The 22,978-nt window shown below is 58.4% G+C and carries 20 protein-coding genes; 16 read left to right on the forward strand and 4 right to left on the reverse strand.

What is annotated here, in order from left to right:
• Window positions 1-43 precede the first annotated feature (43 nt).
• The 3 genes from HMPREF3170_RS08265 to HMPREF3170_RS08270 all read right to left on the reverse strand — a co-directional run bounded on the left by HMPREF3170_RS08265 (window position 44) and on the right by HMPREF3170_RS08270 (window position 2,946).
• On the reverse strand, window positions 44-1,210 hold the full coding sequence (locus tag HMPREF3170_RS08265; protein WP_070479061.1) for an ATP-binding protein: 1,167 nt from the start codon (window positions 1,208-1,210) through the stop codon (window positions 44-46).
• A 180-nt stretch (window positions 1,211-1,390) separates the two neighbouring features.
• Window positions 1,391-1,585 carry a hypothetical protein gene (locus HMPREF3170_RS11595; protein ID WP_141742255.1) on the reverse strand — a complete coding sequence of 65 codons (195 nt, stop codon included), beginning with the start codon at window positions 1,583-1,585 and terminating at the stop codon, window positions 1,391-1,393.
• 128 nt (window positions 1,586-1,713) lie between these two features.
• Window positions 1,714-2,946 carry an MFS transporter gene (locus tag HMPREF3170_RS08270; protein WP_070363350.1) on the reverse strand — a complete coding sequence of 411 codons (1,233 nt, stop codon included), beginning with the start codon at window positions 2,944-2,946 and terminating at the stop codon, window positions 1,714-1,716.
• 250 nt (window positions 2,947-3,196) lie between these two features.
• Between HMPREF3170_RS08270 and HMPREF3170_RS08275 the strand changes: the two genes are divergently transcribed.
• From HMPREF3170_RS08275 to HMPREF3170_RS08330, 12 genes are all read left to right on the forward strand, one after another.
• Window positions 3,197-4,711 (forward strand): class I SAM-dependent DNA methyltransferase, encoded by a 1,515-nt coding sequence (locus HMPREF3170_RS08275; protein ID WP_070479063.1) that lies wholly within the window; start codon window positions 3,197-3,199, stop codon window positions 4,709-4,711.
• Window positions 4,712-5,854 carry a restriction endonuclease subunit S gene (locus HMPREF3170_RS08280; protein ID WP_070479065.1) on the forward strand — a complete coding sequence of 381 codons (1,143 nt, stop codon included), beginning with the start codon at window positions 4,712-4,714 and terminating at the stop codon, window positions 5,852-5,854.
• Window positions 5,855-7,255: 1,401 nt separating this feature from the next.
• Window positions 7,256-8,311: a type IV toxin-antitoxin system AbiEi family antitoxin domain-containing protein gene (locus tag HMPREF3170_RS08285; RefSeq protein ID WP_070479067.1), complete on the forward strand. Its 1,056-nt coding sequence runs from the start codon at window positions 7,256-7,258 to the stop codon at window positions 8,309-8,311.
• Complete coding sequence (locus tag HMPREF3170_RS08290) at window positions 8,211-9,164, forward strand: nucleotidyl transferase AbiEii/AbiGii toxin family protein (RefSeq protein WP_246814950.1); 954 nt, start codon at window positions 8,211-8,213, stop codon at window positions 9,162-9,164. The genes HMPREF3170_RS08285 and HMPREF3170_RS08290 overlap by 101 nt, the downstream gene beginning before the upstream one ends.
• 178 nt (window positions 9,165-9,342) lie before the next feature.
• Window positions 9,343-10,527, forward strand: a complete 1,185-nt coding sequence (locus HMPREF3170_RS08295) for an Nramp family divalent metal transporter (RefSeq protein WP_070363637.1) — start codon at window positions 9,343-9,345, stop codon at window positions 10,525-10,527.
• Between the two features lie 20 nt (window positions 10,528-10,547).
• The gene (locus HMPREF3170_RS08300) at window positions 10,548-10,937 is read left to right on the forward strand and encodes an NUDIX hydrolase (protein ID WP_005292595.1); all 390 of its coding nucleotides are present in this window, start codon (window positions 10,548-10,550) and stop codon (window positions 10,935-10,937) included.
• A gap of 62 nt (window positions 10,938-10,999) precedes the next feature.
• On the forward strand, window positions 11,000-11,575 hold the full coding sequence (locus HMPREF3170_RS08305) for a TetR/AcrR family transcriptional regulator (RefSeq protein ID WP_005292598.1): 576 nt from the start codon (window positions 11,000-11,002) through the stop codon (window positions 11,573-11,575).
• Window positions 11,572-11,934, forward strand: coding sequence for a DoxX family protein (locus HMPREF3170_RS08310; RefSeq protein ID WP_070479068.1), 363 nt, complete (start codon window positions 11,572-11,574; stop codon window positions 11,932-11,934). The genes HMPREF3170_RS08305 and HMPREF3170_RS08310 overlap by 4 nt, the downstream gene beginning before the upstream one ends.
• Window positions 11,935-12,022: 88 nt before the next feature.
• Complete coding sequence (locus HMPREF3170_RS08315) at window positions 12,023-12,265, forward strand: YlcI/YnfO family protein (RefSeq protein ID WP_005292604.1); 243 nt, start codon at window positions 12,023-12,025, stop codon at window positions 12,263-12,265.
• A 260-nt stretch (window positions 12,266-12,525) separates the two neighbouring features.
• A complete protein-coding gene (locus HMPREF3170_RS08320) occupies window positions 12,526-13,068 on the forward strand; it encodes a winged helix-turn-helix domain-containing protein (protein WP_070363354.1) in 543 nt (180 codons plus the stop codon).
• Window positions 13,069-13,150: 82 nt separating this feature from the next.
• Window positions 13,151-14,539 carry an AAA family ATPase gene (locus HMPREF3170_RS08325; protein ID WP_083290940.1) on the forward strand — a complete coding sequence of 463 codons (1,389 nt, stop codon included), beginning with the start codon at window positions 13,151-13,153 and terminating at the stop codon, window positions 14,537-14,539.
• On the forward strand, window positions 14,526-15,110 hold the full coding sequence (locus HMPREF3170_RS08330) for an RloB family protein (protein WP_168161637.1): 585 nt from the start codon (window positions 14,526-14,528) through the stop codon (window positions 15,108-15,110). Before HMPREF3170_RS08325 ends, HMPREF3170_RS08330 begins: the two co-directional genes overlap by 14 nt.
• Window positions 15,111-15,195: 85 nt before the next feature.
• Here the strand turns inward: HMPREF3170_RS08330 and HMPREF3170_RS08335 are convergent, their stop codons facing one another.
• Complete coding sequence (locus tag HMPREF3170_RS08335) at window positions 15,196-16,578, reverse strand: RNA-binding domain-containing protein (RefSeq protein WP_070479072.1); 1,383 nt, start codon at window positions 16,576-16,578, stop codon at window positions 15,196-15,198.
• Between the two features lie 159 nt (window positions 16,579-16,737).
• On the opposite strand from HMPREF3170_RS08335, the gene HMPREF3170_RS08340 reads away from it, so the two are divergent.
• The 4 genes from HMPREF3170_RS08340 to HMPREF3170_RS08355 all read left to right on the forward strand — a co-directional run bounded on the left by HMPREF3170_RS08340 (window position 16,738) and on the right by HMPREF3170_RS08355 (window position 22,644).
• Complete coding sequence (locus tag HMPREF3170_RS08340; protein WP_070479074.1) at window positions 16,738-20,124, forward strand: DEAD/DEAH box helicase family protein; 3,387 nt, start codon at window positions 16,738-16,740, stop codon at window positions 20,122-20,124.
• Window positions 20,125-20,143: 19 nt separating this feature from the next.
• A complete protein-coding gene (locus HMPREF3170_RS08345; RefSeq protein ID WP_070479075.1) occupies window positions 20,144-21,598 on the forward strand; it encodes a DUF5129 domain-containing protein in 1,455 nt (484 codons plus the stop codon).
• Between the two features lie 325 nt (window positions 21,599-21,923).
• Complete coding sequence (locus HMPREF3170_RS08350) at window positions 21,924-22,469, forward strand: hypothetical protein (RefSeq protein ID WP_141742256.1); 546 nt, start codon at window positions 21,924-21,926, stop codon at window positions 22,467-22,469.
• The gene (locus HMPREF3170_RS08355) at window positions 22,462-22,644 is read left to right on the forward strand and encodes a hypothetical protein (RefSeq protein ID WP_070363358.1); all 183 of its coding nucleotides are present in this window, start codon (window positions 22,462-22,464) and stop codon (window positions 22,642-22,644) included. The genes HMPREF3170_RS08350 and HMPREF3170_RS08355 overlap by 8 nt, the downstream gene beginning before the upstream one ends.
• Window positions 22,645-22,978 lie beyond the last annotated feature (334 nt).

Below are 22,978 nucleotides of genomic sequence, written 5' to 3' on the forward strand. Positions count from 1 at the left end.
CCGTATCTGATTTTTCGCATCTGGACACATCTTTGTGGATATTTCAGGAGAGACGCTTGATATAGTCCGCCATTCCAGGGACCGTGAACTGCACAACACCGTGGTCAGGGGCAAAAATGAGACCCTTCTCAATCAAGTGCTTCCGGTTACTACTCAACGAATTCACCGAAACGTCAAGCGAATCCGCGATGTCCTTCGTGGGAACCTGCTTCGCAGAATGCGCAGCCATCGCCTGCAAATAGCGCTTCTCACCAGGCGTCGCACGCTCCCAACGGCTCGGGAAGAACCCGGCGTCAAGGGCCGCATTGCCTTCCGCCACCGCAAGCTGCGCATCACTTTCGGTAAACGGCGAAGCAGGAGCAACGTTCCAGATCGCCTTCCCGTACTCCTGAAGGAAATAGGGGTAATTCAGAGCGGCGTCCACAAGATTCCGCAACGCTGCTGTTGTAAACAGCACCCCTTGCCTGGTAGCCGGATCCTCAAGTGCGGCCGCCGCCGCGCTATCTGACAATGGACCAATCTTGCGGTACTCGAACAGACGCTCCGCGTACGACTGAGATTCCGCCAGCTTCTGAGGCAACGTAGGTAGGCCCGCCCCGAACACATAAAACGGCAAACCACGCTGGCCCGCCTGGTGCTGCGCGGTAATCACCGCCGACATCAATTCCGCATCAAGGTCCTGCATCTCGTCAATAAAAAACGCAATCGCCTTCCCGTCCTTCTGCGCGGACTCTGCGACACTCAGCACAAGTTCCTCGAGATCCATACCGATATCCCCCGAATCAGAAATGCCCGCCTGAGCAGGTACCTCCAGCGCGACGTCAATACCGCCGACATGCCATGCAAACGAAGCAATCGCGGGCAGTGCATCCTTGAAGTGCTTCCACCGCTTACGCAACGACACCTTCCGAGCACTCAACGCCAGTTCACGGGCCAAACGCTTCCGAACCCGCAGCGCCCCTGACCGGTCAGCGCTTGCTTCAAGCTGCACCGTCAGCCAATCCGCATTTTCTGCTCGCGATGCGATCTCATTCAGCAGCACCGTCTTTCCCACTCCACGCAAGCCACTCAGGATGACGCCGCGATTGTGCAATCCGCTGCGGGTCCTTGTGATGATCGCCTCGACAAGCTCGAGCTCCGCTTCGCGCCCTGTTAGTGCAGGTGGGCGCAAGCCGGCACCTGGCGAATACGGGTTCAGTGTTTGGTCCATGGGTTCACAATAATCGAAAATGTGTGAAATATCCGGCTAGATGTGCCCAGATGTCCCCGTATCTGATTTTTCGCATCTGGGCACATCTTTATGGATATTTCAGGATAGACGGGTGTGCTGGGGCTGGGGGTTGGGGGCTGGGGCCGTGCTGCTTGCTGAAATTCGTTCCGGTCGAGGTGTTCAAGGAGTGCGACGCTGGTCGCCGGAAATCGGCCGGGGTGGGTCGAAATGCGCGACCAGCATCGCACGCTTCGAAGCGCGCGCTACGAGCAGGTGTGAGGTGCGCCGAGGCTGATTACAAGCCTGGTTGATCATGAATGGCGCTGTGGAGATAGCGCGCTGCTTGCTGTAATCCGTTCCGGTCGAGGTGTTCAAGGAGTGCGACGCTGGTCGCTGAAAATCGGCCGGGGTGGGTGGAAATGTGCGACCAGCATCGCACGCTTTGAAGCGCACGCTACGAGCAGATTTGAGGGCCGGAGGCGGCAGAGAGCCGGGGCAGCCGCCTACCAGGTCGGGCCGGGCAGGTGGGCGCGCCAGCCCAGGACCACGTTGATCAGGCAGCACAGGGCGAGGATGGTGCCGATGACGAACAGGGTGGTGAAGCCGACGACGGGCGCGGCGGCACTGAAGACCATCGGGATGAAGAAGCCGGTGTAGGACACCGAGTAGTAGACGGCGGTCAGGCCGGCGAGTTCGTCGGCGTTGGCGATGCGTTGGACCTCGGAAAGTCCGGCGACCAGGGCCAGGCCGTAGCCGGCGCCCATGATGGCGGCAGCCGCAACGCCGATTGGCAGCGACAGCGACCGGGACGCCTCGGCGGCAAGGATGCAGCCGACGGTGATCACGGCCATCGCGACGGCGGACGCGCGGGCGGACCTACTCGTATCGATGACACGGCCGAGCATCTGGACGCCGACGCCGCAGCCGAGGGTCACGACCGTCATGAAGCCGGAGAACGCGATGGGCATATCGTGCGCTGAGCTGGACAGCAGCTGCGGCAGCAGGGCGTACGCGGCGCCGGCGCAGCCGAACACCCACGGCGCGACCGGCACGACGATGCGCACGAAGCGGCGGTGCGCGGCGGATGGGATGTGCAGCATCTCGAGCATGTCGCGAACGCGCAGCTCAAGGAAGGTTTCCTTCACGGTGCCTCGGCGCGGCGGGCGGGTTTCAGGGGTATCCAGGAGCCAGTAGGCGGTGCCGAGGGTAAGCAGGATGTGCAGCACGTACGCGGTGTGCGTGGGCCACGGGCCCCACTGCGCCAGCACGGAGGCGAGCGCAGCGCCGATCAGGAAGCCGACGGTCAGGCACATCGACGCCTTGCGCGGCCCCGACGCCGGGTCCCCGCCCGCTTTAATAATCAGCTCCGAGACCCACGTGGACCCCACCGCCATCACGATGCCCAGGGCGAGCCCGCACAGGATGCGGCCCGTCGCGATCACCAGTGGCTCGTTCGGGGCGATGGACAGCAGGAAGGACCCCACGAGCGAAAGTGGTGCGGCTGGGAGCATGGTGGGGCGTCGTCCAATGTGGTCGGACAGCGGACCGCTGATCAGCAGCGCCGGGATGATGCCCAGGACGTAAGCGGCGAGCAGCCCATTGACGGTGACCTGCGAAAAGTGCGAGGTTTCGCGGTACATCACGAGCAGCGGGGTGAACTCGTTGCCGCCCCACGCGACAGCAACCATGCTGCCTGCGACGGGGAACCATGCGCGCGGATGAAATTGTTGAGTCATAATCAGTTCTTCACGTTGTCCGATTGGTAGCACGAATATATTGCTCCTCGGATGAGGTATGACCAAATCGCGCCCCGCTAGGGGTCCAACTTTTCGACGACGGCTCTGCCCTATCTTCTGAAAATCTGGAAAAGCAGAACTTAGGCGCTGCTCGATACGCACCTATCTTATAGAAATCGCGGTTTTTAAAAGATAGCTCCGTGCACGAGCCGTTCTATCTTCTGTCCCGCACGGTTGTTAGAATGACGCCATGATTACAGGCGCACTAAAGTCCCAGGTAGACCGCATTTGGGACGCTTTCTGGTCCGGCGGCATCTCAAACCCGATCACCGTGATCGAACAATTCACCTACCTGCTGTTCATGCGCCAGCTCGACGAGCGCCAAGCACAAGCCGAGTTCCTCGCCAACACACTGGGTGCGCAGCCGGATGACACCCAAATATTTTACGACGCCACCCACGACCACCTGCGCTTTTCCAAGTTGTTGGCCGTCGATTCGCCCGAGGCGCGCTTCGCCGCGTTCCGCGAGGGGTTTGACTACATCAAACAACTCGGCGCCGCACGTGACAGCGGGTTTGTCACGCATATGAAGGATGCGGCGTTCCTGATCCCGAACCCGGCAACACTGACAACGGTGGCGACGATGATCGCGAAGCTGGAGTTCTCGAATAAGGACATGACGGGCGACTTGTACGAGTACATGTTGTCCAAACTGGCCACCGCCGGCACGAACGGACAGTTCAGAACACCGAGCCACATCATCGAACTGATCGTGGCACTGACCGAGCCGAAGGTCACCGACCGACTTATCGACCCAGCCTGCGGCACCGCAGGCTTCCTCGCCGCCACCAGCGAATACCTGCGTGATGATTTCAAAAACGCCACCAAACAACAGCGCGAACAGTACCTCGCCTGCGGCCTGACCGGGTTCGATTTCGATTCCACGATGGTGCGCATCGCCGCGATGAACATGGTCATGCACGGCTTTAGCGACCCGAACATCTCCTACCTTGACTCCCTGCAGGAGCTGGCGCCAGAGCGGCTTGAAGCATTCGATGTGTTGCTGGCGAACCCGCCGTTTGCGGGCTCGATTAACCAGGACATTTTGGATCCGGAGTTGGCGTCGATAAAGACGAAGAAGACCGAGCTGCTGTTCATCGCGAGGTTTTTGACCTTGCTGAAGCTGGGCGGCAGGGCGGCTGTCGTTGTGCCGGAGGGTGTGCTGTTCGGCTCGACGCGCGCGCACAAAACCCTGCGCAAAGAGCTTGTGGACAACCAGAAAATCGACGGCATCATCAAACTGCCGTCCGGCGCGTTTAAGCCGTACACCGGCGTGTCCACCGCCATCGTGTGTTTTACCCGCACCGACTCACCGGGCCAAAATGAGCACATCTGGTTCTACGACATCACCGCCGACGGCCGCTCCCTCGACGACAAGCGCAGCCCACTGCTCGCCGAGGAACTACTCGGCCCCTGGCCCGCTACTCCACTTGACGACGCCCAGCTGCGCCTCAACAACCTGCCCGACGTTGTGGCCCGCTTCCACAACCAGACCGCCGAACGCGACCGCGCCCGCACCGAAGCATCCTTCACCGTCCCCGTCGACGAGATCCGCGAGGCGGACTACGACTTGTCGATGAACCGGTACAAAGAAATCGTCTTCGAAACCGAAGAAACCCGTAACCCGCAGGACATTCTCGCCGACATCGACGCCCTCGACGCCCAAATCGCCGAGGCCATGAGCATGCTCAAGGGGCTGATCTAGATGGGGTGGGAGATGGTGAAGTTGGGGGATGTTCTCGAGAAAGTTAAGTCCCCTCGCGCAGGCGAAGAAAGCTACCCGGTGCTCTCAATCACTAGAAGCGAGGGGTTGGTCAATCAGGATGAACGTTTTGGCAAGCGAATCGCAAGCGCTTCTACCAAAGACTACAAAGTAGTCTTCCGGAACGAACTCGTCGTTGGTTTTCCTATTGACGAAGGCGTAATCGATTTTCAACAGCTTTATGAAAAAGCTATCGTCAGCCCTGCCTACGGCATTTGGCGAGTGACAAATCCCGAACGTGTTGACTTAAGTTTTCTTGCCAGGTTTCTACGATCCGATAGAGCTATTTTCTACTACCAGGCGAAAGTGCGTGGTACAACAGCACGACGTCGGAGCCTGCCAGACAGCCTGTTTCTGGAGCTCCCGGTCCCTCTTCCTCCTTTGGAGGAGCAGCAGCGCATCGCGAAGATTCTGGGCACGGTAGAGGAGGCGATCCGCGCTGAAGAGCAGTCCATTTCAAAGCTAGAAACACTGGCCAAAAATCTGGCACCAGAAACGAACCGAACTGTCCCGATTGGAGAATACGTAGAGAGAATTGTCTCCGGGAAAAGCCTCAAAGAGCATTCAACGCCTGGAGGGCCACGTGTCCTCAAAATTAGCTCGACCACTAGCGGGTACTTCAAACCAGAAGAGTCGAAACCCTTGGACCCGAGCTACGAACCCCCTGAGCATCACCGAGTACAAGAAGGGGACCTACTCGTTTCTCGAGCCAACACCACCGAACTGGTGGGGGCGTCTGCAATCGTGGATCAACCCTATGAGAATTTGCTGTTGCCGGATAAGTTGTGGCGTTTGGTCACGAAGGACTCGGTCGACCCTTTCTTCCTATGGGCATGTCTGCAGCACCCACTTACGCGGAATGCGATTAGTAAGGCATCTTCCGGTAGCGGCGGAAGCATGAAGAACATTTCGCAAACTGATTTTTTGGCGATTGAAATTCCAGATGTCGACGCAGCTCTGCAAACAACAGTTGGAAATCAAGTCCGGACGGCTTTTCACCAGCGAGCACTTCGCAGCAGTAAATTGACACTGCTCCGAGAGCTCTACACCTCCCTTTCCTCTCGGGCTTTCTCGAGAGAGCTTTAGAGCTGACAGATAAAAGGACTCGTTAAAGACCACTTGGCAATCTACTCGAAACGGTTTCGAGTAGATTGTTTTGCGCTTTTCACGACTTGAAAGTTCGTTTCGAGTACGTTTCGAGCCATACGCAGAATTACATTTGGACTATCTTCCACCCGGTCGCATCTCGGACAATGTTGTAGGTCTCTTTTACAAACGCCTCGGGTCTATTCCGCGGGCGGACAATCCTCAAGGTTCCACTGTCCGCGGCACAGCCACTACCTGCGACTTTCCTGGCGTAAACCCGTCGAGGTGTCCGCCGCGCGGACAACCAACTACACCGGCTTTCCGCGGGGCGGACAAGTTGTCACTGGATTCCGCCGCGCGGACAGATCTTCATCGCTCACCCGGAAGCCGGGTCATGTTGTTGGTGGCTAGCGTGGTGGGACGGAGAGGGCGTCAATAAGAAAGTAATCGCTGCTTCCACTGTCCGCGGCACCATCGTCACCAGCGAATTTCTTGACGGCAATCCGTCGAGGTGTCCGCCGCGCGGACAGTCGGCCGCAGTGAACATGATGTGGATGACGGATGAAGGTATCCGTGGTGGGAGGGCCACCTATAAAAAGCTGCGGCAGATTCCGCGGGGCGGACTGACACCCACCACTCACCCGGAAACCGAGGCGCGTTGTGAAAGGTAAACGTGATGGGACGGAGCCGGCGTTGATTAGAAAACCCGCCGCTGCTTCCACTGTCCGCGGCACGCCATCTACCAGCAACTTTCCCGGCGTGAACCCGTCAAGGTGTCCGCCGCACGGACAGGCAACCACACCGGCTTTCCGCGGGGCGGACAGGTTGCCATCGGCGCATGCGGCTTCGGGTTGTCGCAAAGTTCCGCGCCGCGGACACTCTGGAAAACCTCGGTTTCCAAGTCGAACTGTCCGCGGGGCGGACAGTGGGATCGGTATTCGGGTGTCCGCCGGGCGGACAGTTGGCAGCAGTGAACACGATGTGGATGACGGAAAGGTATCCGCGGTGGAAGGGGCGTCGATAAGAAAGCTGCAGCAGATTCCGCCGCGCGGACAATGGAGTCGGTATTCAGGTGTCCGCGGGGCGGACAGGTAGTCGCTGGATTCCGCGGCGCGGACAAATAATCACAGTTCACCTGGAAACTGGATCATGAGTGTTAAAGGTAAGCGTGGTTGGTCGAAGGGGCGTCGATAAGAGCCCTCGTGCTTCCACTGTCCGCGGCACTGCCACTGCCAGCAACTTTCTCGGCGGTGAACTTATCAAGGTGTCCGCCGCGCGGATGGAGCAGCCGCGGACATCCTGCAGCTCATGGGATGAGGAGGCGGCAACCCGACTGATAGTTTCGCAGGAGTTATGAAATCTCCGTGCTGCAAAACTATCCTATATGGTAATTTTTGAAGTATGGATGCCGCCGAATCGTTGGAGATCATCGGGGAGATCGCTTCCCAACAGTGGGGACTGTGCACGGCAAAACAAGCACGCGCAGAAGGAGTAACGCCCTTGACTCTCTCCCGACTAGAGACAAGGGGTGGACTCATCCGAGTTCGACATGGGGTTTATGCGACCGTCGGCACCATGATGAGTCCAGCGTTAGACGTCAAAGCACAATGGCTTGCACTCCGACCCGAGATGATGGCCGCTGACCGGGTCCACGACCCTACATTGGCGTCCGAATCCGTCATCTCCCACACCACCGCAGCTGAACTCTGGGGCATCGGTGACCTCTGGCCCGATGGAATCCACTTCACCGTCAACCGTCGACGCCAAAGTAGGCAACCAGAAGTCCAGTTTCATCGAAACAAACTCGACGACCACGAATGGACCCTGCACCCCGAACACAACCTCCCCATCACAACTGCAGCTCGCACCATCGTGGACCTCGCACTAGACGGACATGAACCCCAACATCTCCTTGATCTCATCGCAGATGCGAGCGAAAAGCAATTACTGCAAGAACCTGAGCTACTCAGCGCTTTTGCTGGAAACGAAACAGCTTTCGGCCTGCCAAAAGGTGATCAGGAGGGGCTACGTATGCTTTGGAAAGAATGCTTTCCACCTGTTCCCGCGGCAATCATGGAAGAGCAAATCCAAAGAGCTGTCGCCAAGGCGCTCGAGCCATTTGCTGAAGAGTTAAAGGCGCTCGTCGCAAAGATGCCACTTCAAACCGACTTTCACAGCAGCAATGTAGAAGAGGCACTCCAGAACATGCTCGCTGGCAGAGCAGCTACTGCCCATGCGCTCGAAGCAACACATAAACAATTAGCCGAAACGATCGTGCACAGTGAAGGTTTGAAGACCCTCTGGCTGTCCACCCCTCTTCCCCCATCCCACACAGCAAAACCTCAAGGAGAATCCTGTGCCACAACCTCAAAAACAAAGGGAGCGCCACGGTCAGATCGTTTCAGCACTGAAGAAGGAAGCAAGCCACGCCGGAAAGAAGCCAAACGACGTATATAACCAGTTTTTCCGTGAGGTGTTCCTTCATGAACTCATGCGCCTAAACGACGGTTGGGTGCTCAAAGGGGGCACCAACATTTACTGCCGAATACCAGGCGCCCGGCAGACAAAAGACCTCGACCTATTTCGGCAATATGCCCCTACCTCAGCCTTAAAAGCCGCTGACAGCCTCATCGCGACAATGAACAAGCACCGAGTAGGCCCTTATACATTTCAAGTGGAAAAGAGCAATGGCAAGGCGGAACGAATCGGCACGATAGACAGCAAACGCCTCAAAGTTACAGTCACTTACGGCTTAGGTAGCAGCAACCGCTTCATTGAGTTTTCCATCGACGTCAGTGGTGACCTTGAGGTCACTAGTGAAGTGGAATCAGTCACCGTAGCTTCAAGTTACGACGTCCAGACACCTTATCTTCCAGAACATTTCCAAGTCACGTCGTACCCCATCGCAAACCAGATCGCAGATAAAGTCTGCGCAATGTATGAGATACACGGCGACACACCTCCGGGCAAAGCGTCGACACGCTATCACGATCTCTACGACATTGCGCTATTAGCTTCAGAGCTTCCGCCAACAACACAGCTCAATGCTGCTGAACTCCGCGACGCTCTCAACTCACAGCAACAAATCCGAGGCGTTACTCTCCCAACAAATCTCAATATCCCTGATGCAACGTGGGCAGATCGGTACCCGAAAGCCGCAAAGAAATTTGGCAACGAAATACGAAAAGAATTCTTGATTCTAGATGAAGCCCTTCGGGTTGCTGCACTCCTCATTGACCCCGTTCTGAACAATGAACTCCATACGTTGACCACAACCTGGAACAGCGCAACACTTTCCTGGACACAATAGCCAGCGCCGGATATCCGCTTGAGGGTGTTCACTCTTCCTCAACCAACTGCACCAAACGCACATTGCCAAAGTGCAAAACCAAAGTGTGAAAGTGCAAAACTTTTTGGCCCCCCTGGCTTGAACATATGGCGATGAAAACTAGACTTCAAGTAGTTGAACTTTTGGTATGGAGATGCCTATGCGTAAGACCTTAATCAGCCTCACCGGCCCCGCCTTCGTTGCTGCAGTGGCTTACGTCGACCCCGGCAACGTAGCCGCCAACATCAGCGCCGGCTCCCACTACGGCTACCTCCTGGTGTGGGTACTCGTCGTGGCCAACCTCATGGCCATGTTCATCCAGTACCACTCCGCCAAACTGGGCCTAGTCACCCACCGCTCCCTGCCGGAAATCATGGGCGAGCGTCTCTCCCGCCGCGCGCGCCTAGGCATGTGGGCCCAGGCCGAGCTCATCGCCGCGGCCACCGACCTCGCCGAAGTCATCGGCGGCGCCATTGCCCTGCAACTCCTCTTCAACCTCCCCCTGTTCGCGGGCGCGCTCATCATCGGCACGGTCTCCATCATTCTCCTCATCTTCCAGAAGAAGAACCAGTGGTTCGAGGGGCTTGTCATCGGCCTGCTCCTGGTCATCTGCATCGGCTTCCTTGCCGGCCTCGCCATCGCCCCGCCCGACCCCGCCGACGTGGCCGGCGGCCTCATCCCCCGCCTAGAGGGCAAGGACAGCATCCTGCTGGCCGCCTCCATGTTGGGCGCCACCGTCATGCCGCACGCCATTTACCTACACTCCTCCCTGACCAAGCAGCGCTACCCCGACCTGGAAATCCCCCACGTGCTGGCCGGCACCCGCGCGGACATCGCCGTGGCGCTGTCCATCGCCGGGCTCGTCAACGTGGGCCTGCTGGTCCTGGCGGGCTCGGCCCTCTACGGCGTGGACGGCACAGAGACCATCTCCGGGGCCCACACGGCGATTGCCAGCCACCTCGGCCCGCTGGCCGGCGTTCTCTTCGCCATCGGCCTGCTGGCCAGCGGCCTCGCCTCGACGTCAGTGGGCGCCTACGCCGGCTCCGAAATCATGGACGGCCTGCTTCACATCAAGGTCCCCCTACTAGTCCGCCGCCTGGTCACGCTCATCCCGGCGCTGGTCATCATCGGCTGCGGGGTCGACCCCACTATGGCACTGGTGGTCAGCCAGGCACTTCTTTCCCTGGGCATCCCCTTCGCCATCATCCCGCTTTTCCGCTATGCCGGCTCCCGGGACGTCATGGGTGAGTTCGCCGCGAAACCCTGGTCTATGGCCGTGGGCTGGACGCTTGCCGCGCTGGTCATCGCACTCAATCTCGCCCTCGTGCTCCTGCCGCTGCTCTAGGCCGCCTACAATCAGCAGCCATGATTGAAGTAGCAGCCGTCGTCATCCGCAACCCACAAGGCCACGTGCTTACCGTGCGCAAGAAGTCCTCCACCAAGTACCAACTGCCCGGCGGCAAGCCCGAGGCGGGCGAGGCGCTTGTCGACGCCGCCCTGCGCGAAGTTGCCGAAGAAGTAGGCCTCACCCTCGACGCCGAGAGCCTCAACAAACTCGGCACCTTCGACGCTCCCGCCGCCAACGAACCGGGCGAGGTCGTCGTCGGCACCATCTTCACCTACACCCGCACCGTCACCGCCGACGAACCCCATGCCGCCGCCGAAATCGGCGACACCGCCTGGGTCAACCCAGCAGCCCCCGACCGCGAGCTTGCACACCTGCTGCGCGACCGCGTCTTCCCCACGCTGGCCTAGCGCCAACTGTCAACACTTCGGCGTCATTGACCTCGAAACCATCAAGAGCTACCCTTTTGAACATGTTCACTGAACACGTTCACTCATCGCGCTCGGCCGCCAAAGCTGGCACCGTCAGCAAGGTCCTAGCCACCGCCTACGAACTCTTCCTCACTCAGGGCTACGCCACCACCAGCATCCGGACTATCGCATCCGAAGCTGGCGTTAGCGTGGGAACCGTCATGGGAGTCGGCGACAAACAAACGCTGCTCATCCGCACCATTGGCCAACACATTTCAGAACTCCACGATGACATCCGGGGACAATCCGATAGCCTTCTCGATGTCCTGAGACCTTTCCTCCAGATGTTTACCGGCCACGAAGAGCTCTCCCGCGCCTTTGGCGCAGCACTCATCCAACAAGGCAATCAAGGCGAAGCGCTCACCGCACTCAAAACGCTCCTGACCGATGAAATCACCCTGCGACTCGGCACCAGGCTCAGCAGCGCCGATGCGGCCGAGTACGCCGACCTGCTGTACAACGTCTACCTCGGCTTACTCATCGGCTGGGCCGCCGGAATCTACGACACCGAGCACCTCACATCCCAAGCCGCCTCATCGATCGAACGCCTCAACACCGCATTCGGAGTAACCCAATGATCCTAGAATCTTCCCCAGCCTGGCCCTCCCTTCTACTAGCAGCCATTCTGCTTGGCGACGCCGCCCTCTCCCTCAAACCAGTCCCCTTCATCGAAGCCTGCCTCAGCGGCGTCAAACTCCCCAAGGACTGGTGGTGGGCGCTCATTGTCATCAAGTGCCTCGCCGCCGTAGGACTCATTGCCGGCCTCTGGTTCCCCGGCATAGGAATCACAGCCATGATTGGAGTCATCGCCTATTTCTGCGCGGCCGCAGCAGCCCATGTCCGCGCCCACTTCCTCGGTAGCGCATTCTGGATCAACTGCTTAGGCATGCTCGCATTCTCCATCGGAGTACTGATCCTGACGCTCGCACTGAATTAAGACACCAGTCAACCTTTCACGGCTTCCTGAAGGCAGATACATCATTGCACCTCTTGAATGATGACTTGATGCTTTCTACCCTAAAGGTATGCGCACGACGATAAACCTCCCGCCGAAACTCCTTGAAGAAACGAAGGTCCAAGCCAAAGCCAACAATGTCACTTTGAGCTCATACGTCGAAGAGGCGGTCCGCGCTGCCCTCAAGAAGGAAGCCCGCATCAGTACCGAAGACACCCCCGTTAACCTGCCCTCCTTCGATTGCGGCGGACCGGCTCTAGTTGATCTCAGCAACAAAGAAGCTGTGTGGGCGGTACTCGATGATCATTCCTGATGTCAACATTCTCGTTTATGCCTTCCACTCCGCTGCACCGCAACATAAACCCGCTCAACAATGGCTAAGTAGTGCTCTAAATCGGCATGAAACAATTGGACTCCTGGATGTTGTGGCAACGGGCTTGCACTGAGGAGGGCTTCCCACTATTCAAACTGCTAAACATGCAGGTCATCAAAGTGTGAAACTTCAAAAACCATACTGTTAAAGTGTAAAACTGTTGCTTGCTCCCAGACCAGTTATGTTTCACATGAAACGGAGTGTCGGGTTGTCACAAAGTTCCGCGGACGGCGGGGCGGACACCCCGGGCGGCCTCTGCCTACAGGTCGAACTGTCCGCGGGGCGCACAAGCTGTCGCGGGGTTCCGCCGCGCGGACAACCACGCTGACGAAGGCGGCGGCACCCGCGAAGCGATCACCTCCTGCCGCGAATCACGCGTAGCGACGCCCCGCTTCATCAACACCAGCGTCCAATTCACCGTACTGTTCCCACGAGGCTCCCGCTCCAGCGCAGAACACGATGCCCGGCTGGAAGACATAGGCTCCAATACCCGACTCTCCCCGACCGAGGAAGACCTACTGGTCAACCTCCAAGCCTTGGGCAAGAACGTACCCCGGATCTACCAGGCACTCTCCGCGACAGGTAGCGGTATCACCGTGAACGTACTGGCAGCCAATACCGGACTTTCCACAGGCCAAGTGCGCTACGGACTCGCGCCACTGCTTCGCGAGGGCATCGTCACCATGGAAGGTGGCCAAGGCGACCGAGCAACGGTGTACAGGATTGTGCAATCGGTGAGTTAGTAAAACCGCATCATTTTCTTTATTAAGCCTTTCTGGGGAAATTTTTTCCCGTAATGAGCTTTTCTCACCTAAACTTACTTCCATGAGACTGCTTAGCTTTATTGCGGAGAATCACCGTAGCTTCCGTGATGAGTTCGCGCTGGAAATGACGCGTAACTCCTGGCGCACCGCAGTTCCACGTCAAGGTGAGAGTTGGGCCGATGCCTGCCTACCGGTTGCTGCCATATTTGGACCCAATGCATCAGGAAAGACGGCGGTACTCGACGCAATGCGCTACGCAATGGAGGCAATCCAATACTCTGCAAGTAGATGGCTTCAATTTCAGAAAAATCCTCGATCCCCATTCAAGTTAGATGAGGACGCTGTACGTTCCCCCAGTTTCTTTGCACTCGATTTCACTTTAACCGGTGGCATTGGCGGCCCGGAGCTTGCGGCCCGAGAAATTCGATATCACTACGAATTCTCCATTTCCGCGAACCGCATTGAACATGAGCTGCTGCTTGGATATTTCTCCTCCCGCCCAACACGGCTTCTGGAAAGAGACGCCGAACAAGGCATAATCAGCTGGCATAAGTATCTGGGACCACGTATATCTCCAGCCCCGCGAGAACTTGTGCTCTCCCGTGGCTACGTTGCAGGTCACGACACACTACAGTCGTTTGTTGGACGCATTATCGCTGGCGTCGATTTCTACGACATCAGCGACAGTGCCCGGCGGCAACGCCTCGACCGAATTGCGGCGGATATCGCCGACGAACGAATTCCGTTGAACGTACTCACCACACTCGCGGCAGTAGCCGATATCGGAATCACGCGAATTGATGTAGATACAGATGAACGAGAGCTACCGCCGAGAATACGCAAGATTCTCGAGCGAGCTGCGACACATGGTAACAAGACGCCCGGGAAAGCTCTATTAGGCCAAAGTCTGATCGGCCACGACATCGTAAACAGAACGCTGCGATTTTATCACCATGGCAACGAATCCGCCGACGCCGGCTTTCTCATGCGCGATGAGTCATCCGGAACGTTGGCGTGGCTCACCATGGCCGTTCCCATCTTAGAAGCGCTCCGCGACGGCACCGTTTTTTGCGTCGACGAGCTGGATACCAGCCTCCACCCCAGTCTCGCCGAAGCAATCGTCGCACTGTTCCAAGATCAAGATACAAACCCACACGGGGCCCAACTGATCTTCACGTCACATGACGTATCCCTGCTCCAGCCGCAGTCTTCTGCGAACCTGACGAAAGAGCAAGTCTGGTTCACCGAAAAAGACAGCTCTGGTGCAAGTACGCTCTATAACTTGCAGGACTTCCGCGATTTGAAACCGGCATCAAATCTTGCAAAGCAATACCTGGAAGGCCGATTCGGCGCGCTACCGTATCTATTACCAGGTTTAATGCGAAGTGCTGTTGAAGAACTATCACCTACACGACGGGGGCAAGAAAATGGGGAACGTGGCAGCGCGTAAAGGTACACCCAGAAAGCCCAAGAGCAGGGCAAAGCGGAGGCTGAAAAGTCGGCTTCTGATTGTTGTAGAAGGCGACAAAGGAAAGTCTGAGCAAGTTTACTTCCAAAGGCTCGCACAAATTCTGCGTTCCAACGACGTGGCCACGGACATCAAGGTTGTACCTGGTAAGGGAGAACCCAAGCGAGTTCTTGATACATGCGAGAACCATCTGAAGTCCGACAACTTTGACCGCGCGTTCCTAGTCGTCGATTGTGACCAACACACCACCCTGGGTGATGTTCTTCAGCTCGCACAAAAGAGCAATATCTCAGTCGCAGTAACGAACCCTCAATTTGAGCAGTGGCTGTATTGGCACCTCTACGACGGCGGGAGCGACGCGAAGAAAATGACCGATGTACTGCAAAAGGAACGCTATCTCACAGGCCGCAATGCGAAAGAACTCGGGGTAACGTTCCCAGTCGAGAGATACCCTGAGGCAACGGCACGCGCAAAACGCCACTGGACCGAAATGCGCCCCAATGCACCAATGCAAAAGGGCCATGCCCGTCATCTTCAATCCCGTACCTTATAGAAGCGATGCAAAAGTAATGACTAACTAGAGGGCCACACAAACCTCCCCACGCACCCGTGGGGAACTTTTGTTCGTTGGTCATGTATCAGTAACGCAGCGGGCTGACCGCTGACCATGTTGCGCGAGGATCCCTCAAACCGCTTCCGTTCCACTGCACGAGTCCAGCGTCCCGGAGTGCTTGCAGAGCACGGCGGACGGGAGGGTTCGAGAGGTGAAGGGCGTTGGCCACTTGGCCCGTCGATAAGGGATGTGGGCTTGCCTGCAAGGCTGCAAGCACCTCTGTTGAGTAGCGCGGCAAGTCCGCACGAAGCGACTCGTCGAGGCGTTGCACTGCCTTCAATGTCAAGACAACACTGCCACTTGTCTGCCGGTACACTGGGTCTGCAAAACTCGCCTTTCGCATACCAGCGATCATTCGTCGAATCCCTTCCCCCAACTCCTGCCCAATCCGCAACTCAGCAGTCCCACGCGCAATCAACGGGTTTCTTGCAAACCTCGCAATTGCTTCGGGTTTCGACGGGTCCACCAAGCCAGGGAACCTGCCAGGGCTAGACACCTCAACCCGATCAGGATAGATCTCGAACCTGACGTGATCCCCAGCCATACTGTAAGACCTGTGGATCACCGCATTCACCAAACCCTCTAGCCACACATCCGGCGGGATCAAATCCTCCTCTTCAAAAAGCCCACTGCCTACAAGACGGCGCACTTTTGGAAGAATCTTGCTAATCGCAGTTCTGGCCTGCTGAATCTGTTCTGGCAGGGTGCCGTCGAAGCGTTCGTCGTAAAGAATTTGCTGACCATGACCCGGCAACCGATCTATGTCATTGAACTGGACCACACGAACATGAGCGTTTGGAAAGAACTCCTGCGGATGTTTTCCGAAAAGCAACAATGCCGCTGTCCGCGGGTTGCCGACCCTATCTACCAAGTTTCGCGCCCTCAACGCATCTTGGGCCGAGGCCGAACCAATCGCCTCCGCATACCGCTCGACCTGCGCCATATCGAGGTCTCCAGGCTCAGCACGTGGTGGAACAATTGCATCAAACTGCTGCTCCCCCTTCAAATACCGCAACTCTAAAATGCCGTCGGGGCCCAGCTGCTTCGTTTCATCCCCGATGCGCAGGAAGCACTCCCCCGAATTGGAATAATGTACACGCTCACTAGGCAAGATATGGAATAGGTATACAGATGTGGCGTCATCAATGCGAAGGCTCTCGATCTCGACTCGAACCGTTGGATCGGTGTGATCAAACACCGATTGTCGTAAGTCGTTGTCCTGCCGTGCGCTAGGCAACCCATCGAATTGTCGATCAGTGATACCGACAGCGATGACCCCGCCCTCGGCGTTGGCAAACGCGATAATCGCCTTCGCAAGATCCTTCGGTTTAATACGAAACGATTTCCGCTCAAACCACTGATCTTCGGGGCGCGTAAGTAACTCATCAACCTTTACCGCAGTATTCATGTGGATCACTCTACTCGAAACGATTTCGAGTAGAGTGATATACCCAGGTCAAAACATGTAAATCCGTTTCGAGCATGTTTCGAGTAGGTTTCGAGCCACAACGCAACGGTATAGAATAACGCGCAGGCGAACGAGCGCACCGGGAAGAAAGGCGAGCAGGTGAGCATCACTCCACGTCCGTCCAACTTTGGCTTCGTTGGGCAAGCATGGCCCCAGCTCATTATTGAGTGTCGCAATGCGGAGGATGCCGCGCTGACCAACCCGCGCGCGTCGATGTTCCAATCCCGGTTCGTGTTAGAGCAGGTCATTGGGCATATCGCGGCGCTGAATGGGCTGGAGAAACAGTCCAACATCTTCGATACACTGACCAACCCGGACTTCTCGCGCCTGCTGCCGGAGACGATCCGTTCCAAGATGCACATCCTGCGCAAGGCCGGCAACACCGCGGTGCACAGCGAAGCGCACATCACCAGCGATGAGGCGCTGCAGGCGCTGAAGCACCTGTATGACGTGATGGTGTTCGCAACTACGCACTTCTCGGGGAAGACGATTCGGGGGATTGCGCCGTTTGACGTCGAGATCTTGAAGCAGGCACCGCGGCAGGCGGCGTTGAACCAGCGGCAGATGATGGCGCTGGCGGCGAAGGAGAAGTCCGCGAGGGAGCAGGCTGACCTGTACAAACTGCAGCTGGATGAGGCGCAGCAGCGGGAGCTGGAAAAGGCTGCGGGGTATGAGGAGGAGATCGCGAAGCTGCGGGAGCAGATTCGCAAGCAGCAGGAGAAGCTGACGCCACCGGCGCCGCAGTTGGCGGTGGATGAGGCGCAGACGCGCCGTGACATCATCACGCCGATGCTGGAGGAGGCCGGGTTTGTGCGCGGCCGCACGCTCATCGAGGAGTACCCGGTGGCGGGCATGAAGGTGGACTATGTGCTGCTGGATACACAGGGTGTGCCGATCGCCGTTGTGGAGGCGAAGAAGGCCAGCCGCAGCATTAACGACGGCCGCCAGCAGGCCGCGATCTACGCCGACGCCATCGGCAACGCGACGGGACGTGTGCCGCTGATCTTCTACACCACCGGGTACGAGGTGCGCTTTTGGGACAGGGACGCCGACCTGCCGGGCGGTGTCGGCTACGAAACCCGCACTATTGAGTCCTACCCAACAGTGCGCGCGATGGAGGCGCTCATCGCCCGGCGCGACAAGCGCCAACCACTCAGCGCACACAGCGCCACCATCACCGAGATCGCCGGCAGGCCCTATCAGCTGGAGATGATCCAGTCCGTGGCGGAGGCGTTCGGCAAGGGCAAGCGCCGCGCGCTGTTGGTCATGGCGACGGGGACGGGCAAGACGCGCGTCTCCATCGCTACCGTGTCCATGCTGTTGGAGGCCGGCTGGATCCGCAACGTGCTCTTCCTCGCCGACCGAAAAGCGCTGGTCACGCAGGCGCACGCGGCGTTCAATGAGCACCTCGCCGAGGCCGTGCCCGTCAACCTGACCACCAATCCCGCCGGCGAGGGCCAGGTGTACGTGAACACGTACCAGACGATGATCGGCATGATCGGCGAAGGCCAACGCTTCAACTCCTTCGACTTCGACCTCATCATCGTCGACGAGGCCCACCGGTCCATCTACCAGCGCTATCGACGCATCTTCGACTACCTGGACGCCCTCGTCGTCGGACTGACAGCCACCCCGCGCAGCAACCTCTCCCACGACACCTATACCTTCTTCGGCTGCGAGCCCGACACCCCGACCGGCTACTACAGCCTGAGCCGCGCAATCGAGGAGGGCAACCTGGTGCCCTACGAGGTATTCTCCGGCAGCACCGCCTTCATGCGCCGCGGCATCTCCTACGGCGAACTCACCCCCGAGGAGCAGCTGGAGTGGGAAAACGCCGAATGGGGTGTCGACGAGCACGGCGACCCACTTTCCGCACCCCAGGAAGTCAACGCCGCCGAGATCAACGCGAAGCTGCTCAACCGGGACACGATCCGGAAGGTGTTGCGGCAGGTCATCGGCAAGGGGCTGAAGGTCGACGGAGCGGACCGGCTGGGCAAGACCATCATCTTCGCCCGCAACCAGGCCCACGCAGGCCTCATCGCCGACGAGTACCGGGCCATCTTCCCCACCACCGCCACCCGCGCCGAAGTGATCACCCACGGCGTGTACAACGCGGAAGCACTCATCGCCGAGTTCAAACAGCCCGACTCCGGCCTGGACATCGCCATCAGTGTGGACATGCTCGACACCGGCATCGACGTCCCCGAGGTCGTCAACCTGGTGTTTTTCAAACCCGTCTACTCCCCCACCAAATTCTGGCAGATGGTCGGCCGCGGCACCCGCCTGCGCCCTGACCTGTTCGGCCCCGCCGTGGACAAAACGTGCTTCTACATCTTCGACTACTGCGACAACGTGCGCCAATTCAGCGGCACCACCAACACCACGGAAGGCTCGCACCAAGTCTCGCTTTCGCAGCGCAGCTTCACCACCCGCGCCCGCCTACTGCTGACGGCCACGGATGAAGTGCGAGGGGACGTCGCAAAGCATCTTTCGGACGCCGTGCGCAGCGTGCCCCACCGCAGCATCCTCGTGCCCACCGAAGCACGCGCCTACCTCGAGCGATTTAGCGACGCCACCCCCTGGCTCACCGCCGACGCCGACACCCACCAACAAGCCGTCACCGCACTCGCACCACTCCCCTTCGCCGCGACCGGCGACAAAGAACAAGCCCGGCGCTTCGACTACCTCATCTACCAGCTCGAACTCGGACTGTTCGAAGAGCGCGGCGACTGGGACGTGCTCGCAGAGAAAGTCGTCGGCATCGCCGAGGCGCTGCTGCAGAAAACCAACATCCCCACCGTTGCCAACAACGCGGCGCTCCTCGAAGCGCTCGCCGGCCCGCAGTGGTGGGACGGAGTGACCTACAAGGACCTCGAACTGGTCCGCAAAACCGTGCGCGGGCTCACTGTCTTCCTCGACAAAGCGCAGCGCGTCGTGGTGATCACCGACTTCGAAGACGAACTCGGCGAACTCGAACACAGCACCCTCCAGGCCACCGGCGGCACCCAACGCGAGAGCTCCGTCATCGAAGAAGAACTCCGCCGCGCGCTCGAAGGCAACACCACCAGCCTGGCGCTGCGCAAACTCCGCAACGCGCAACAGCTCAGCACGCACGACCTCGACGAACTACGCCAGCTGCTGCTCAACGCCCACGTCGACGGCGCCGCTGAACTCGCCGACACCCACCAAGCCAAACTCGGCCTCTTCCTGCGCGAAGTCGTCGGGATGGACGCCGCCGCCGTCGAAGCGCACTTCGAGGAACTGCTGCACTCCACCGACCTCAACTCCGTGCAGCGCACGTTCCTCAACACCGTCGTCAGCGAGGTGATCCGCAACGGCGTCGTCGAAGCGCACGAGCTCACCCAACCGCCCTTCGACGAAAACGGCTCCATCATGGACATCTTCCACGAGAACGTCGGCGTAGTCCTGCAACTTCGCGACAGCCTCGAGCAGCTCAACAACACCGCCATGCCGACCGCGGGGTAGCTTCGATAAAATCAGGCGCATGAGCACATGGGCACAAATCCTTGGCGTTGGCGCGACGGCACTGCTGATCGGCGGTGGCGTCGGCGCAGGCACCTACGCAGCCATTAACGAGCCGGACCCGGCGCAGTACGCCATCGCTACCACCGCCGAGGCGCCACGCCTCCAACTGACCAACCCCGACGGCCTGCTCACCCCAGCTGACCAGGCGCAACTCGAGCAGAACCTCCAGCGCATCGACCACCCAGAAGTCGTGCGCACCATCCACATCCTCGCGTTCAACAACGCCGAAAACACGCGCGACAACATCAACGACACCATCGAGGAATACTTCCGCGCCCACTACCCCGACGAAATCCTGGACAAGCACGGCTTCCGCGACGGCACCCTCGTCCTCGCCGTGGACATGGCGCACCGCCACCACGCAATCTACGCCGCCGACGACGTCGCCGACGTCCTCGACCTCCACAGCGAATCATCGCGCGTCTCCTCAGTTATCGACGCCATGGTCCCCGGACTACAAAGCAACAACGTCCCCGCCGCCCTCTTCGCCGGCGCGAGCCTCGCCATGGACACCGCCGGCCTGCAGCAGGAGCGTTACGAGTCCGCAGTCGACGACCGGATTGGGGGCGGCATCGGCGCCGGTGTGGGATCCGGCGTGTTGGCAGGCGTTGTTGGCGGCACAGGCGTCGCGCTGCGCAACCGGCGCCGCCGATTGATCGAGCAGGCGCGGGCGGACTACTCGCTCGTGACCAAGGAATACGCCGACCTCGCCGGGCGCCTCGACGGCATCGACGTCCGCGCCAACTCCCTGACCAGCGCGTTTGCCGATGCGGAGCTGCGTCGTCAATGGGGCGACGTCCGCGACCGCTTCCTCAAACTCCACGACACCGTCTCCGGCGCCGGCGGCATCAGCAGCATCCCCATCTCCGACGACGCCGCTGCCTACCGCGCCCGCAAACAACTCGCCGACGCCGCCGAAACCCTCACCCACACCAGCCACGCCGAAGACAACATCAACCGCCTCTTCAACATCGAACAAGGCGACACCACGACCCGCCGCACCGACCTCGCCCGCCTCAGCAGGGACATCACCAAAGCACGCACCTCAATTAACGACGCCACCCTCCGCCAAGAACTCGTCTCCTTGGAGGAGCGCGTCCGGCAGCTGGATGCGGACCCCGCCAGCCCCACCTTCCTCGACGACTACCTCCACCTCCTCTCCGACTACCGCATCATCCTCGACGCCGTCAAAGACAAAGAGTTCAGCGACGTCAAAGACCGCCACAAACTCACCACCCCAGCCATCTACGACAAGGACTACTGGTACCCCACCTACATCCCATTCGTTGCGATGCAGTCCTGGCACAACACCAACGTCGCCGCCGCGAACTCGGCTGCTTCTTCCTCCTCTTCGGGTGTGAACACGACGTTCAGCTCGGGGTTCACGGCCGCTGGCGGGTCGGGGAGTTTCTAGGGGTTGGTCCTGCACCAAATTCCCTCATACGCGCTCGCCGACCTGGGCTTTTGCAGATTGGGCTGCTGAAAAGCGGGAATGTGGTGCATGTCCCGGCCTTAAAAACATCAGAATGCAGATTGATGCTAAATTGGCGTTGCAGACCTCCACCGCACATGCGGAATTTGGGGGTCTAGCTGTTTTCCAGGGCTATTGGCCGTATCTTCGGGGAGTTCCACCCCAGTCTCACCTCTCAACCAGTCCGGGACAGATCTTGAAATCTTGTAAATTTGAGGCCTGTGGAATCCATCTGAGCAGGAGGAATCTGAGTGATAGCCTTATTCTCGTGCGAAAAATGAACATTAATTTCAGGGCCGAATGGAATAACGCGCAAGTCATTGCCGCTCTGCTCGTTGCTTTCGTGTTATTCCTTGCCATGGTGCACTGGGGGTTGGTGCTCTTCTGGGAAAAGCCCTGGCAGGAATCGCTTGCGACGATATTTTCATATCGAGGAGCGATACCTGCTGCCGCAGCTGCCGTACTTACGTTAGGTATCGCCACCAAGTCACTGTCGCAGAAATCAAATGCTGATGACCGCTCTGCGTACTACGAACGTGTTCAGTGGGCAATCGATATGACACTTGCAGAAAATCCCGCTCAGCAAAATGCAGGTTGGCGTTTTTTGACCCCAATGCTGGAGTCAGGGTTGAAGTCTTCAGAAGATATCGGGTTTACTCGGGCAATTCTTGAATACGACAATAAATTTAACCCGAGGAATTCAACCTTTTCGCCGGGTACTACTTCGAAGAACTGGGTTTCAGACCTAGAGATTTTGTTACTATTATCCGTACTAGGTCATAACAGGGATAGGAAGGAGTCTGCTGATGACTAATCAGGCAATGGCAGAGCGGAAGTATCCACTGACCGAGTCCCATAAACGAATGATCGAGCAGTTGCCAATGACACAGGCGAAAGCTAGCCGTGATTTGCAAGAGTATGCCAAGAAACTCGAAGCACGTCAGAACCGGCCCTTATGGCAGCGGATTCTAGGCATTTATCCGATATAGATGGTGTTGCCCGGAGGGCTCCACACATAGGTTAAAAGACCGAGTGTGATCCATGCGACCATCAAACACAACCACAAGCAGCGGTTCTAAAACGTTTCACGGGGCTTCTCCTAGTATGAGTAGTGTTTCCTTGCAGGATAAATGCAAATATTTTTGCACACAATTGTTTGCTCTGCCCGAACATTTTCACTCCCGCTGGCTGACTAGCCGTCACCGAGCTAGGCTTTTACAACTTGGCCAACTCAAAGCGAGGGAATGTGGTGCAGGCACCTCTTCCCTGCGCACCAAATTCCTGGTTTTTCGCGGGGCGCTCGGCGTTTTCCCAGGTCGCGAT

The sequence above is a fragment of the Corynebacterium sp. HMSC08D02 genome, from assembly GCF_001807505.1.
GTDB lineage: Bacteria > Actinomycetota > Actinomycetes > Mycobacteriales > Mycobacteriaceae > Corynebacterium > Corynebacterium pseudogenitalium.

What these genes read in the sequence shown, in the direction of transcription:
- HMPREF3170_RS08355 (WP_070363358.1), top strand. Translation starts at nt 22,462, where the DNA reads ATGACTAATCAGGCAATGGCAGAGCGGAAGTATCCACTGACCGAGTCC.
- HMPREF3170_RS08295 (WP_070363637.1), top strand. Translation starts at nt 9,343, where the DNA reads ATGCGTAAGACCTTAATCAGCCTCACCGGCCCCGCCTTCGTTGCTGCA.
- HMPREF3170_RS08280 (WP_070479065.1), top strand. Translation starts at nt 4,712, where the DNA reads ATGGGGTGGGAGATGGTGAAGTTGGGGGATGTTCTCGAGAAAGTTAAG.
- HMPREF3170_RS08325 (WP_083290940.1), top strand. Translation starts at nt 13,151, where the DNA reads ATGAGACTGCTTAGCTTTATTGCGGAGAATCACCGTAGCTTCCGTGAT.
- HMPREF3170_RS08300 (WP_005292595.1), top strand. Translation starts at nt 10,548, where the DNA reads ATGATTGAAGTAGCAGCCGTCGTCATCCGCAACCCACAAGGCCACGTG.
- HMPREF3170_RS08285 (WP_070479067.1), top strand. Translation starts at nt 7,256, where the DNA reads ATGGATGCCGCCGAATCGTTGGAGATCATCGGGGAGATCGCTTCCCAA.
- HMPREF3170_RS08265 (WP_070479061.1), bottom strand. Translation starts at nt 1,210, where the DNA reads ATGGACCAAACACTGAACCCGTATTCGCCAGGTGCCGGCTTGCGCCCA.
- HMPREF3170_RS08310 (WP_070479068.1), top strand. Translation starts at nt 11,572, where the DNA reads ATGATCCTAGAATCTTCCCCAGCCTGGCCCTCCCTTCTACTAGCAGCC.
- HMPREF3170_RS08315 (WP_005292604.1), top strand. Translation starts at nt 12,023, where the DNA reads ATGCGCACGACGATAAACCTCCCGCCGAAACTCCTTGAAGAAACGAAG.
- HMPREF3170_RS08345 (WP_070479075.1), top strand. Translation starts at nt 20,144, where the DNA reads ATGAGCACATGGGCACAAATCCTTGGCGTTGGCGCGACGGCACTGCTG.
- HMPREF3170_RS08275 (WP_070479063.1), top strand. Translation starts at nt 3,197, where the DNA reads ATGATTACAGGCGCACTAAAGTCCCAGGTAGACCGCATTTGGGACGCT.
- HMPREF3170_RS08335 (WP_070479072.1), bottom strand. Translation starts at nt 16,578, where the DNA reads ATGAATACTGCGGTAAAGGTTGATGAGTTACTTACGCGCCCCGAAGAT.
- HMPREF3170_RS08305 (WP_005292598.1), top strand. Translation starts at nt 11,000, where the DNA reads ATGTTCACTGAACACGTTCACTCATCGCGCTCGGCCGCCAAAGCTGGC.
- HMPREF3170_RS08270 (WP_070363350.1), bottom strand. Translation starts at nt 2,946, where the DNA reads ATGACTCAACAATTTCATCCGCGCGCATGGTTCCCCGTCGCAGGCAGC.